12 protein-coding genes and 5 pseudogenes are annotated in these 13,326 nt (G+C 47.6%); all 17 read left to right on the forward strand.

Annotated features, from left to right (window positions below; all coding sequences use genetic code 11):
• The first annotated feature begins 301 nt into the window (after positions 1-301).
• The gene (locus tag ACZZ0B_RS15040; protein ID WP_463545626.1) at positions 302-973 is read left to right on the forward strand and encodes a hypothetical protein; all 672 of its coding nucleotides are present in this window, start codon (positions 302-304) and stop codon (positions 971-973) included.
• A gap of 561 nt (positions 974-1,534) precedes the next feature.
• Positions 1,535-2,599 carry a hypothetical protein gene (locus ACZZ0B_RS15045; RefSeq protein ID WP_463545627.1) on the forward strand — a complete coding sequence of 355 codons (1,065 nt, stop codon included), beginning with the start codon at positions 1,535-1,537 and terminating at the stop codon, positions 2,597-2,599.
• An 87-nt stretch (positions 2,600-2,686) separates the two neighbouring features.
• Positions 2,687-3,481, forward strand: a complete 795-nt coding sequence (locus ACZZ0B_RS15050) for a hypothetical protein (protein WP_463545628.1) — start codon at positions 2,687-2,689, stop codon at positions 3,479-3,481.
• A gap of 84 nt (positions 3,482-3,565) precedes the next feature.
• A complete protein-coding gene (locus ACZZ0B_RS15055) occupies positions 3,566-4,357 on the forward strand; it encodes a hypothetical protein (protein WP_463545629.1) in 792 nt (263 codons plus the stop codon).
• The gene (locus tag ACZZ0B_RS15060) at positions 4,354-5,268 is read left to right on the forward strand and encodes a DUF6708 domain-containing protein (RefSeq protein WP_463545630.1); all 915 of its coding nucleotides are present in this window, start codon (positions 4,354-4,356) and stop codon (positions 5,266-5,268) included. Before ACZZ0B_RS15055 ends, ACZZ0B_RS15060 begins: the two co-directional genes overlap by 4 nt.
• 51 nt (positions 5,269-5,319) lie before the next feature.
• A complete protein-coding gene (locus ACZZ0B_RS15065; protein WP_463545631.1) occupies positions 5,320-5,649 on the forward strand; it encodes a hypothetical protein in 330 nt (109 codons plus the stop codon).
• A gap of 596 nt (positions 5,650-6,245) precedes the next feature.
• Complete coding sequence (locus tag ACZZ0B_RS15070) at positions 6,246-6,875, forward strand: hypothetical protein (RefSeq protein ID WP_158833135.1); 630 nt, start codon at positions 6,246-6,248, stop codon at positions 6,873-6,875.
• A 14-nt stretch (positions 6,876-6,889) separates the two neighbouring features.
• A pseudogene (locus ACZZ0B_RS15075) lies at positions 6,890-7,039 on the forward strand (Hcp family type VI secretion system effector); the annotation flags it as partial.
• Positions 7,040-7,171: 132 nt separating this feature from the next.
• Positions 7,172-7,426 (forward strand): annotated as a pseudogene (locus ACZZ0B_RS15080) (type VI secretion system tip protein VgrG); the annotation flags it as partial.
• 2 nt (positions 7,427-7,428) lie between these two features.
• A complete protein-coding gene (locus tag ACZZ0B_RS15085; protein WP_463545632.1) occupies positions 7,429-7,680 on the forward strand; it encodes a hypothetical protein in 252 nt (83 codons plus the stop codon).
• A gap of 1,107 nt (positions 7,681-8,787) precedes the next feature.
• The gene (locus ACZZ0B_RS15090; protein ID WP_158832282.1) at positions 8,788-9,456 is read left to right on the forward strand and encodes a hypothetical protein; all 669 of its coding nucleotides are present in this window, start codon (positions 8,788-8,790) and stop codon (positions 9,454-9,456) included.
• Between the two features lie 14 nt (positions 9,457-9,470).
• Positions 9,471-9,614 (forward strand): annotated as a pseudogene (locus tag ACZZ0B_RS15095) (Hcp family type VI secretion system effector); the annotation flags it as partial.
• A gap of 99 nt (positions 9,615-9,713) precedes the next feature.
• Positions 9,714-9,887 (forward strand): annotated as a pseudogene (locus tag ACZZ0B_RS15100) (contractile injection system protein, VgrG/Pvc8 family); the annotation flags it as partial.
• A 341-nt stretch (positions 9,888-10,228) separates the two neighbouring features.
• Entirely contained in the window at positions 10,229-10,861 is a 633-nt protein-coding gene (locus tag ACZZ0B_RS15105; RefSeq protein ID WP_463545633.1) for a hypothetical protein, read from the forward strand.
• 323 nt (positions 10,862-11,184) lie between these two features.
• Positions 11,185-11,898 carry a hypothetical protein gene (locus ACZZ0B_RS15110; RefSeq protein ID WP_463545634.1) on the forward strand — a complete coding sequence of 238 codons (714 nt, stop codon included), beginning with the start codon at positions 11,185-11,187 and terminating at the stop codon, positions 11,896-11,898.
• Between the two features lie 173 nt (positions 11,899-12,071).
• Positions 12,072-12,803 (forward strand): hypothetical protein, encoded by a 732-nt coding sequence (locus tag ACZZ0B_RS15115; RefSeq protein ID WP_463545635.1) that lies wholly within the window; start codon positions 12,072-12,074, stop codon positions 12,801-12,803.
• 78 nt (positions 12,804-12,881) lie between these two features.
• Positions 12,882-13,309: pseudogene (locus ACZZ0B_RS15120) on the forward strand (contractile injection system protein, VgrG/Pvc8 family); the annotation flags it as partial.
• Between the last annotated feature and the right edge of the window lie 17 nt (positions 13,310-13,326).

Genomic DNA, 13,326 nt, shown 5'->3' on the forward strand with positions numbered 1-13,326 from the left:
AACTCAACTGGCCATTGCAACGAATCGAGAGGTAGTCGACTTTAAATTCACTCATTTCAACCAGCGCCTTGGGAAAACCATAAGTTACAGCATCAACATATTCTGCAAGCCAAAACAAAAAGAGAACGTAGCCAATTTCATAAAGCCATACTTATCGCCAGATGTGCCTATTATCAAAGCCAAGGTAAACGTACCGATGAGCACCGCATGATTCGTAGCGCCAACTCGTCGTAGATTTTCCGCTGTCCTTTCGGTGGAAGCTTTTGGGAAAACCACCTGCACAATATTCGAGCTATGCACAATGACTTTACTTAGACGTCTCTCATTAATCACCGGTATTATCGGCCTGACAGCTTGCAGCGGGTCATTGCTACCTACGCCTAGCATGATCGCCAGTTTGTACCTCATCGACAGTAGTGGAAACGAGCGTATACAGGCGAAGGAAGTAGATTACAAAAGATTTGAACGCGCGACTCCTGACACTCCGACCACAGTCAATGTATTGCGTTACATCAATGAATCAGCCTCTTCGTTAAGCTTGGGGTTTGTATATCTACCCCTTGCTGAGAATGTCCAACTGAGTGTACGTCATGAGGCTGGTTATGAGCTTAGCGTAGATGTCGATCTTGATTTTGATAATCCGACTGCGCTTGGCAAGGCCGGAGACAAGTATGAGTTAGTGATCAGCAATATGAGCACCGTATCTTACGAACTCGTGACAACTGTGGATGGCAATGACGTCATATCTGAAGGGAAGGGAAACGATGGCAACTCCGGCTACCTGATATTCCCCGGTGAAGAATTAGTTATAAATGGCTTTTACAAGGATCAGAAAAAATCTATTCCTTTTCGATTTCAGAAAGTACCGAAAAACATTAACACTTCGGATCATGAGACTAACGTAAAGACGGGAGCAATTCGGCTAGCACTTTTCTCAGCATTGCGCGAATCCAAAACTTGCCAAACACACTGAAATAGAAGCCCCCCCCTTTCAAGCTAAAGCTACCGTAAACTTCATGACTACCACCAAAAATAGATACCCCCCCCAAAAAGATGGACCCATCTACTCTATCGCCTTCATACATATATATAAACATGGTAAGTATGGATATTCGCGATTACAAGGATAAATTTGTGTACCATCCTAAAAAAATAATCCGTTACAACAGCTAGCATGTCTGAATAAAAGCGCCGAAATTCGCTCGACTTTTGAAAAGGGAAAAACTTTTCTCGATCATTTCAAACTCAAGCGCTCAAATCCTGTGCCAGCACCTTTTAAAGCTCAGCGAATTTACGCAGACACTTTAGAACTCTATCTAAACACTCCTAAAAGTAGGTCTATGCCTAATAGATATTCAGGTTTTGAATGGGCAGTTCGTGCACAATTCACTCTTAAGAGCGAGACTCAAATACGTCACTTCCCAACACCAAGCGTTAAAGACTCTACACGGTATGGCCCTGAATTTGCCAAAGCGGATTTCAACAAGACTAACCGGCCTTTCTGGGCCGATGAACAGACCCATAAGGCCACGTAATGTCTAGCATCGAACCACAGTCTTATTACGAGCAATATGCATACGATCCACGTCGAATCCCTAATCAGGCAGATGCGCCACTTCGTAGTTTTTTACATAAAATTATTGGCTCCCGATTACCATGGGGCAATACTAAAGAAGTCGTACCTATCAGAATAATGGAAGACCCCGCTCCTGAAAATATGCGCTTTTGGGAGGTTCATGAGAGAAAAAAAAATGAAATGAAAGCGAACGGCACCTATGTGCCTCGCCCTCTGGAAAATTTTGATTTACACATCAAACATGATCACGAAGTGATACGCCATGCTCAATTACCTTTCCGATCTCAATTCTGGCTATTCTTAAGAGGAGGAGGAAAATGGTTAACCATTATCTTGATACCAATCCTGATGTTAACCCACCTTACAGTAATGTCTTCATCCGAAGAAACCGCATGGGAATTTACCATCGGGTTGATTTTTAGCTTTTATTCTTGGGCCATTGGAGTCCCGCTATCGTGCTGGGCGATTGGTCATATAGTCATTAATAACTTTCCAGAGTTTTGGTTCCGCCCTCCCGCCGGCCCTCTCTGGGAGCTAAACCGTCGTACCGGCATGTTGAAAATCTTCAATTACAAAAACTTTAAAACCCAAGGCAAAATAGAAGAGGCAGAAGCTCCTTTCTATGAATTCGACGCTTATATTATTACAAGCCCAGATCGCCAAGGTATTCCAATGAATGGATTATCGATTGCACATCGTCATCGTGACATCGGCATTAATTTTAATGACTTAATAGCTCCAGACAATACGACGCAGCAACCCTGCGCACTGTGGGATTTTTTACAAAACTTTATGGATATTAGCCGTCCATTACCAGAGATTCCCGCACACGAACCCTATCGCCACTTGGATCCCGTGACAGCCTCCCACGATTTGAAAAATGGTCGAAAAACACGCTATTGGATTGATATGACAAACGACACATTCAATATCAAAGTCAAACAAATGCGTGCCCGCATAGATAACATCGACACGTTCAACCGCCCAAATCTTATGGCAATGCATGTGAAATATTCCGACTGAGGTACCAGCATTAACAGCATCCATTATTCTTGTACGTGGCTGGGGGCTATACCAGCGATCAAACAGGAAATCGCACTGATAATCGCCGTGCCGCAGGTGCTGATATCCAACGAGATTTCCAGCGCGACTCAACTCTCCTTCAATCCGAACTACCAGCGTGAATACCAAGCTTGGCAGATGAAGCTGAGCACCCTGAACAAGAAGATGGACGGTGCCAGAGGGGTATTGGAGCGCCCGGGGGCTGCTTACGATCAGCGCTCGGCGCGTATATCTCTGCAAGCGTTTGAACAAGAGCTCAAAGTCCTGTTCTCGACGCAACCCCATCAAATCGTTGCGAAAGCGTCTGGCAGCACTCGCCTGGATGCGGGCCTTCCTAAAATCAACAGCTGGCTCGCCGACCTTGGGCAGTCAGAGTTGGCTGCACAACTGAGAAGCGCAGGCACCATTGAATATGTGACACGCACAAAAACATGGGTGGGACAGAACCTGGGCAATGCTTTGCCTGCCTTGCTGGTCGGTTTGAATGTGTGGAACGTTTACAACACGGCGAAACAAGCGCAAAACGACGGTAACTTTACGGAAGATGAATTACGAAATTTAGGATCAAGCGCTGCATACGCCGCCAATGCTTTTGCTGCGTTGTGGGTCGGCCCTGCTTGGAGTCGTGCTGGAGCGATGTCCCTGGAAGTGGGTGAAAAAACGCTGAAACTAACACAAGCCAGTTATGCACAATGGATAGATGAAGCCAAAACCGCAATCAAGACGAACGGTAGTGGAAGTACAGACGTGACTGCTGCTAACAAGATGGCAACATATTCAAAAGGCCTGATTCTGCGGACCCTGACATGGGCTGTATTTGGAAAACTGAAGGCGATGAAATGATTTCCGCAGCCACGCGTTATCTGCTTCTGGATGGAGCACAGATCGAAAACCTGCCGGCCCGTTTGTGGTTTAAGTCTCACATGCATGCGTTTGGCAAACATGATAAGTACACCTGTCGCAATTCGCCGCTTTCGCTTGGGTATGGGCTCAATTAACCTATTGCTGTTGGCTCTCGGCGGTCTGTATTTGTACGCTTGGTTCCGCCAAGCCACTCCCATGCAAGGCTATCTCGCTAACTGTTGCTGGTCTCATCGCAGAGCTAACACTAGCAACACTATCGCTCCTCAAGCTCAACTGGACGAAATCAATGAGCTGATGATGCTCCTCTACCAGCCACGATTGGCGATGGAGACCTGGGAAGTGCGGATCAGTGGTTCGCTGGGCGATACCATCACGCAGGACGGCATTAGCCAACTGATCATTGATTGGCCAGGGGCTGCTCCAGGTCCCGCACAAATCGATCTATCTATGAGCGGCAACTTGACCCCTGTCTCGGCCGGGTTTGGGTCCGGTACTAGAGGTACGCCGACGGATATCGGAGCCAGTTGGCTGAACGGAAGTCTGTGTACTTGGATCCCGGTCGATGCCGGCCAAGGTCTACGCTTGAGCGGCAGCTTTCCGCAGCCCCTCACCCGTCTGTCCCTAAGTTTGTGTTACCTCAGTCCTGTGGCATTGCTGGCTGGTGTCGGTGCTACCATCGGCGGCGCCAAGGGGCTTTCCTATACGCTGTCGCCTAATGGCGGCCTGTTGAGCCCTGACGGTGAAATTATAACTTTACGTCCAGGCGAACCAACCCCTGAACTGGATAGGGCCATCGTCCATCGAATAGGCCCTGAGCAGAACTCCAGCTTTCTGAGTCCAAAGGACAAGCTATGACCTCAGCAACACCCGGCAGCCGTAAGGGACTGTTATCACAAGAACATTATCTGGCGCCACCTGCCATTCCTACGCGGCAAACACCCAAGGATGTCCTTAATACCATCTGGCACAAGAACGAGGTGTTTCTCGATATCGGCTCGTACAGCATCGGCTCTCTTGTGATGGTGTTATGGCCTGTGCTGTTGATTTTTTTATGGTTAACGCAAGCCATGGGTTTTGACGCGTTGGATGCTGCCTACTGGTACGGTTTTATGTGTTTCTGCGGGTTTCCGATCTTGATCCTCATCTACATGTTGAGCCGTCCGGTCCCTCTTCCGGTGCGCTTCAACCGTCAACGCCGCGAAGTATGTGTGCCATTCAAAGATGGCCGATACTGGATCGTGCCTTGGGAGCAGGTTACTGCCCAAGCAGTGGCGATGGACTCGGTAGGTCAGCACGGAAAAACCACTCAAGGTCTATTGGTAGTGGGCTTTCGCAATCCCGATCCCGACGCCCCAGAAAAGGAGCGCGACTTCAGTCTAGGGTTCAACTGCGGCGGTGGTGAAACGGCTATGAGCCTCTGGGAGTGCATGCGCAGCTACATGGAGAAGGGGCCAGATGCAATCCCGGATAGCCGATTGGGTCGAAAACCTTACGCCGAAACACAGATCGGTTCCATCGTTGCCAGCCTTTTCAAACGCGACATTCTGGACGTCTTGCACGGGTTGTTTTTCGTTATTTTCCTAGGAACATACTGGGCCGAAAAATTGCAAAATTGGAAACTCGCACCACCACCTGATCTGAGCGATCCCGCCATCGTCGAATGGTCCAAACCCCTTCCTCCCGAGCATTGGGCCAAACGCTCCCCAGAACTGGAAGAAGCCATCGCAAAGCGTGAAGCCGAATTGGCTATGCAGACGGTGCAATGAATAAAAATTAAGAACCGTAGAGCTCTAACGTTTGAAGCCCAAGGATAAGGCATGACCTCAGCCACACCCGGCAGCCGCAAGGGACCACTCTCGCGAGAAGACTATTTGGCTCCCCCTGCTATTCCAACTGGCCAGCCTGCAAAAGACGTACTGAACTCAATCTGGCGAAAAAACGATGTATTCCTCGATATTGGCTCTTACAGCATTGGCTCTGCTGTGATGGTTATTTGGCCAGTCATGCTGATCTGTATTTGGCTCGTTCACCACGAGCGCGATTCCGGCGGATACTTTTGGGGGGCAAACCGATGTTTGCCATCGGATGACCCGCGATCCGATGCACCGCCTTACTGGCAGATTGAAACAACCGAGTTTTCTTTATGACTGCTAAAATAAACGCCCCTTATACAACAGGTGTCTATCGCAGCAATAGCGATTCACCATTACCTCCTCCGAAATGGGCTGAGGATGCTAATAGGTCAGGAAACTTTGACACGCATCTAGCCTTTGGTCATTACGCCAACTTAGAACCTGCGACTGAGACAAGTAACCAGTTGCAAGGTGAAGAGCAATATATATATCAGCGACAACATAAGCAAGGAAAAGAGGAAGAAGCATATTGCGATGCCAAGCGCTGGCGCTTTCAAAACTCAAGCAAGATTCCACAGATTATTCTTGCATGTAAAATGATGTGTTTTTTCTTCATATGGGTTCTTTGGGGGACGGGACTCATAGTTGAGTTTCTACCTAATACCGGACGTAAAGACTTCAATGCATTTCTGATTTTAGTGTCATCACTTCTAGTTGTCGCTCTAATGATTAGCTCACTCGCTCTTTACATGAGCGGAAAAAGAGCCGTTCATTACTTACAAATAATAGGTTTTTTTGCATTATCCATATCTGCCTACTCACAGACAGGGGCGCTATGGGGTAGTGATAAGCTACATATTTACTTATGGTTCGGTACCTTTCTTTACTTTTTGGGTGCTGTTGGCTTCAATTGCGTGCTCTGGGTTTACAGCAACTTGAACACCCACGACGGAAGCGAGTTCAACCGCCTGGACGGTATGCTCCGCTTCAAGCGTCGCTTCCGTCGACTCTTCGTCGCCCCCTTTGAGGAATTCGATCCGGTGCTGCAACTGCTTCCAAGCGGTTATGGCTCCCACGACTACGCGTTGTGGCTGCATCATCGCTATACCGACAACAAAATTTGCTTGGCGACCAAGGTTCACTCGCTGGGGTTGGATCAGGCCAACACACTCGCTTTTTGGGATTGTCTACAGCGCTACATGGATATCACGCAGCCGCTGCCTGACCTGCCTGTGCTTGAGCAAAGTCGCCATCTTGATCCCGTGACAGTGGCCCACGATGTAAAAACTGGCCGCAACCCACGACGATGGAGAGATCAGTCGGAGAAAGGATGGATCACAGGTGGCCAGAAGGCTCTGGCCAAACAGTTGCAGGAATATCCATGGCAAAAAGAACCCTGCATCGTAAAAGCGCGTATCGATCCATCGTTGACGATTGAGGCGTACTACCGCGCTCAAGAAGCGAAAGGGATACATGCAACTCCGAAAGCCGATGACTTCGATAATATTCATCGTTCATGATTACCTATGGCGCCATCAACAACAAAATGCACAACTGCCAGGATCCGGGCAACTCGCACTTCACCCACCTGGAAGAAGTGCAGTTCATCTACCGTAAAATCACCTGGACCCACGAAGTATCCGGTACTTCGGGTTCCGATGACTGGCGTGCTCCAGTCGTTTAATTACGGCTGATCGCTTCACACATCGGCCAGCTCTGCTGGTCGATGTTGTTTACGCCCCTCCAGAATTTCGCGTACGTTGACCCGCTTTCGCGGCCGTCGACGAGCGCCGCTGTACAGCACGAGGAACAACGGATGTTCGCGCCGGCCAATGAAACCCACTTTGCCCTGACCATCGAAGGTCTCCCCGCCGACTTTCAGGTGTTTACCCTGCAAGGCCGGGAAGCCATCAGCCAACCCTTCGTGTTCGAGGTGGAACTGGTCAATGAAAAACCGTCGCTGGACCTCGAAACCCTCCTGCACAAACCGGCCTTCCTGCAACTGTCGCCCGACGGCAGCGGCATCCACGGCCAGATCTACCGCGCCGCGCAGGGCGACTCGGGCAAACGCGCATGGTTCTGGCTATAGGAGGTACTATCGCTGCCAATCTGCTGACCGGCAGTGACATAGAGATAGTGGTGAAAAAAGGCCCATTCGCTAGCCAATTTGCCGAAGCGGGAATGCTGGATCATGCTTTGGGCAATGGTCAGCGTCTTTCTCACTTGAAGGATCCGCAGGTTGCCTATCAGCAACTACTCGGCATTTCGGAAAACCGCAAATATTCGTACAACGGTTGGCCGAATGGCGAAAAAAAGCACCCGTAGCTCACCGCAAGGCTTTAGAACAAGCGGATCATGATCGCTCGCCAATACCAACTTCGGGGCTTCAATGCGTTGTACCTCAGAAACAAGCTCTAGACGATCAGGACTGGGCTATAGTTCTCAGCTCTCCACTATTGTCAATGTTCGAGAATACCAAGCAATTTCAATTGATCACTCAAGAGTTCCAAAGTAGCTTGCGAATTAACGGTCCTTTCGACGTAAAACGCTACCATCGTGTACCCGCTGCAGCGCCTAAGGTAGCAGCACTTTCGTTGGACTCGACTAGCGTGCTTTACATCGTACCCGCAAGCTTAGCCATAATTCAGCTTAGCCCCCTAGATCGTTATAATGTTCGGGTGACTCAAGGCTTAAAAATTAGTGCTCAGTTTGAATTAAGCTCAGACCAGCAAGACGAGCATTTGATTTTACCTCAGCCCAGCCCTAAAAACTGGTCAGCATTTTCACCGTCAAACCGTCGACTACCGCCAGACAATCTGCCTGCAAATGAAACACCCCCTATTGGCAAATTGAAATCACTGAGTTCCCTGTATGACATTTAAATTGGACACTCCATATGCTGTAAGTGCATATTACAGCAACAACCAAGAAGCGTTGCCGCCACCCAAATCGGCACAAGACTTCAATCGTTCAGGCACCTTTGATACTCATCTTGCTTTTGGTCACTACGCATACATAGAGCCAGAAATGGAAGTCACTGCCCAATTAGAGAGTAAAGAACAGTCTGCATATCGCCGACAGCGGGAGACGGGACACACTGAAAATACATACTGCAACGCGAACCGCTGGCAATTTCAAAGCACCACTAAGATTCCACACCTACTATTTATACTTAAATTAATTTGTATCTCTTTCGTATCAGCTGTTTGGGGACTCGGAATAGTCATTGAGTTCGTCCCCGACACAGGGAGAAGCGATGTTAATGCGTTCTATATGTTAATTGGATGCATAGCTGTCGTGGCTGCCATGTATATTTCACTTGCGCTATTCATGAGTGGCAAAAAACTGGTGCATCAGATCCAAATCGGCGGTTTCGTAATTTTCGCCGGTACCGTTTTATGGAGGTATGGTTCACTTTTTGGAACTGACAGCATGCAAGTTTGCCTCTGGCTAGGCACATTTCTTTATTTCGTAGCAACTGTAGGGACTGATAGCCTGCTGTGGCTGTACGGCAGAATGAGCACCCACGACGGAAGCGAGTTCAATCGCCTCGACGGAATGCTCCGCTTCAAGCGACGTTTTCGTAGAATTTTTGTAGCACCCTTTGAAGAATTTGATCCGGTGCTCCAACTACTGCCTAGCGGTTATGGTTCTCACGACTACGCCCTGTGGCTGCATCACCGATATACCGACAACAAGGTATGCCTAGCCACCAAAGTTCACGCCTTAGGTCTTGACCAGCCGAATACATTGGCGTTCTGGGATTGCCTGCAACGTTACATGGATGTCACACAACCGTTGCCTGACCTGCCTGTACTTGAGCAAAGTCGCCATCTTGATCCCGTGACAGTGGCCCACGACGCAAAAACTGGCCGCAACCCACGACGATGGAGAGATCAGTCGGAGAAAGGATGGATTACAGGCGGCCAGAAGGCTCTGGCCAAACAGTTGCAAGAATATCCATGGCAAAAAGAACCCTGCATCGTGAAAGCGCGTATCGACCCATCGTTGACGATTGAGGCGTATTACCGCGCTCAAGAAGCAAAAGGGATACATGCAACTCCGAAAGCCGATGACTTCGATAATATTCATCGTTCATGATTACCTATGGCGCCATCAACAACAAAATGCACAACTGCCAGGATCCAGGCAACTCGCACTTCACCCACCTGGAAGAAGTGCAGTTCACCTACCGTAAAATCACCTGGACCCACGAAGTATCCAGTACTTCGGGATCCGATGACTGGCGTGCTCCAGTCGTTCAATTACGGTTCATCGCTACAAACATCGGCCAGCTCTGCTGGTCGATGTTGTTTACGCCCCTCCAGATTTCCGCGTACGTTGACCCGCTTTTGCGGGCAGTAACCCTGCGCCCGCAACTGGCGTACCTCGCGCACCGCATCAACCAGCGCATCTTCCAGAACCTCAGCGTGCCGAAAATCATCAGCCAGGTGCTGGAAGAACACAGCATCCAGGGCAATGCCTACGCCTTCCAGACCGGCTCGGTCTACCCCGAACGCATTTACTGCGTAGATCCAGGAAAGGGCTTTATCTGGCAGGCGTGGGTAACACTTGGAGAAAATACAGACTATTTAGAGTTCCAAATATGGTACCCATCCCGCATTGTCAGCGGTGATAGCGACGATCGTGGTAACCTTTATCAAGTCGAAATAAGCACGGATGGTTCAACAGAGGCAGACGGTCTGAGTAAAAAACTTGCAAGTTAAATCGGCAAGCCGGGATGAGTCGCTTGTTTTTGTTCTAGATTAAAAAGACATAACATGAACGATATCAGAAGAATACCGACCAACACTACAGACGACTCCAACTTAGAAAGCGACAGCCCTCCCCCCAGCCCTCCAGCGAGGCTCTATTGGCGTGGACAACTCGCTCTTTAGAGCAACCATTAAGGGACATAAATCTCGGCCCTGTGGTCATGATGCTAATACCCACACTAATTTGCTTGGGTATTACTTGGTATATGTGGGATAACATCCATGAAAATCTAGATATTTGGTTAGCGATTTGCGGCATCGCTTATGGCCTTTTTCTTATATTCCTAATGATGACACGCCAAAAAACCGTATTTAATTATCGAATCACCAAAAACGGCGCAGAAGTTGAGAAATATTTATACTTCCCAAAGTTTGCAACGCCCATGTTCAAATCTCCAGCCATCGCCATCGTAATACTCTTTGTTTCTGTTGCGGTGTTCACAGGATCTCTTGCCTTCATGATTGGGCCGATTGCAATGGCTTTAAGCTCAGCCAGATTCTTTATAAATTGGAAGAACGAAGTAAAAAACAATTCGGTAGCATGGAGCACTTACGACTTGGTTATTATAGATCAGGACAGATTGATGGTAATCGCCACATGCACTAGCAACCCATTATTTGGGTTCAATATGCGCTTACCGAATAAAGAAACACTTCATGACTGTTTGAAAATAATGCACGAATTACTTCCAGAATCTGTAGAGTATCGTGTTGAGCGCTGGCCATGGTAGCAGTATAAAACCCGGATCAAACAACAAAAAAAAAGACGCAGATAGAACTTGCCAGTTTTATTTGATACAGTTGGAGCATAGATCAAAAACCCAACGACCCGTTTGCACCGTTGGGAGAAAAACGGTGGTTGCATGGCTCTATCAACAAAGAGAGACATACATCTTTGTATCTTGAATGTACACAGATGTAAAGCGACGGAATCAATGACCAAAATGATACTAGAATTAGTTCTTTGGATGACAGCACTCTCGTAGTACAAGAATTAGGAGGACGTGAAAATGCAGCAGTTCTTCCTATTCTCGAGTAAATGGAGCAAAAGATAATGAGCCAAAATAACGACACTCCAACCCTCGCTAATATTAAAAATACAAACAAACTTCCTCCTATTATGGAGTGGTCAATAAAAACGCGACAACACGCCTCCAGGTTTATGGATATCGGCATGGCGGCAATGCTGATACTCGGATTAACGGCCATAGCAAACGGGATTCACGAAGTCTATATCTTGAACTTATCTGAAAAAGACCAATCGACATTTCTGAGTCTCCACGCAGGGTTCGCCTGGACGATTATGACAATTTACTTATGGAAGCTTGTCGTTCGCCAAAAAAAAATCTACCACTATAAAATCAATCGAACTTTCGGAACTCAAGAGTCACAACTAAACTTTCCAAGAATAGCGAATTATATATTTAAATCAATTTCAGCGTTTTTTTTGATAGCGATTATCGGCGCATGCATATACGACCCCTCAATGCTTATAATACTTGCGGGGCCAGCCGGCATGGCCATAATTTCTGCAAAATTCTTTTTAGGCTGGAAAAATGAAACACATACCGAAACGAGTAGCAACTGGGATAAATATAAATTTGTAACAGTTGATCGAAAAAAAAATATAATAGTAATCCACCAAACCAACTTAATGGTTGGATTTGAAGCCCGACTGCCAGACAAATTGTTCGATGAGTATCTAAAAACCCTTCACACAATACTTCCAGATGATGCAATTTTTTCTGAGGAAGACTGGAAATGGTGAGCGCTAAAACACCAAGCCAACACTAATTTCAATATATTTAAATCTGAACAGCCAGCCAATACACTGACAGGAATAAGGACATAAAAAGAACTTTTTAATCACACACATCTAAATCAAATACTAGGCGGTCGAATACGTGGCGCCTTGATGCGAGCTCCGCTTAAGAAAAATAAATGACTACTTCAATACCAGACAAAAACGCCATCGAACAGGCACCAATTGCGGGCAATGTCCAGATGTCTTGGACAATTAAAGCTCTACCTCACAATACTTCAATCATGGACATGGGCATGATTGTACTTACCTTAATCGGACTAACTGCACTCTTAAATGGAATATATGAAATATTTTATCTTGAGCTCCCACTACGACAACGCTCAATATTTCTAAGCGCACACTTCGGAACTGTATGCCTCTGCATGACTTTATATTTTTGGATATTAGTGATACGGCAAAAATATATATACCACTACGTAGTTACCGATAAAGAAATCGATGTCAAATACAAAACTCACTTCCCGAAGCTTGCGGGGACCTTCTTCAAATGGCTATCTGGAATATTCCTCTTCGCAGTTTTAGTATTTATTATTTTCAACCCATCAGCAGCATGGCTACTAGCCGGTCCCGCTGGAATCTCTATAGTGAGTGCCATACATCTTTTAAACTGGAAAAACCCGACAAAAAGTTTAAGATTCACTTGGGATCGACCAAATCTCGTAATTACTGATAGAAAGCGAAATTTAGTCGCTGTCCAGCGCCGTCACAATCCAAAAATGCGCCTTGAAGACAACTACCTATATATACCGGTACACCTACCTAAAGCTGACATTGACAAATTCTTAGTACTCGCAAAAAAACTTACTCGACCGTCTACAAGTTTTGAAGAGGGCCGCGACAAAAATTGATTTTTTTGCACGACCAAAGAGCCCGCAACTAGGTTTTCGTTTTAAACCTGAGTTGGCCAATGAGCAAACATCGTGGTTCTCGAAACCCTCCTGCACAAACCGGCCTTCCTGCAATTGTCGCCCGACGGCAGCGGCATCCACGGCCAGATCTACCGCGCCGCGCAGGGCGACTCGGGCAAACGCCTGACGCGCTATTCGCTGACCCTGCGCCCGCAACTGGCGTACCTCGCGCACCGCATCAACCAGCGCATCTTCCAGAACCTCAGCGTGCCGAAAATCATCAGCCAGGTGCTGGAAGAGCACGGCATCCAGGGCAATGCCTACGCCTTTCAGACCGGCGCGGTCTACCCCGAGCGCATTTACTGCGTGCAGTACGACGAATCGGACCTGCACTTCATCCAGCGCCTGTGCGAAGAAGAAAGCATTCACTACCACTTCCAGCACAGCGCCGCGCTGCGCCGCACAAACTGATCTTCGGCGATGACCACACGGTGTTCCCGAAACTCAAGGCAAACTTGAGTTC

It is taken from the genome of Pseudomonas sp. AC247, from assembly GCF_979258015.1.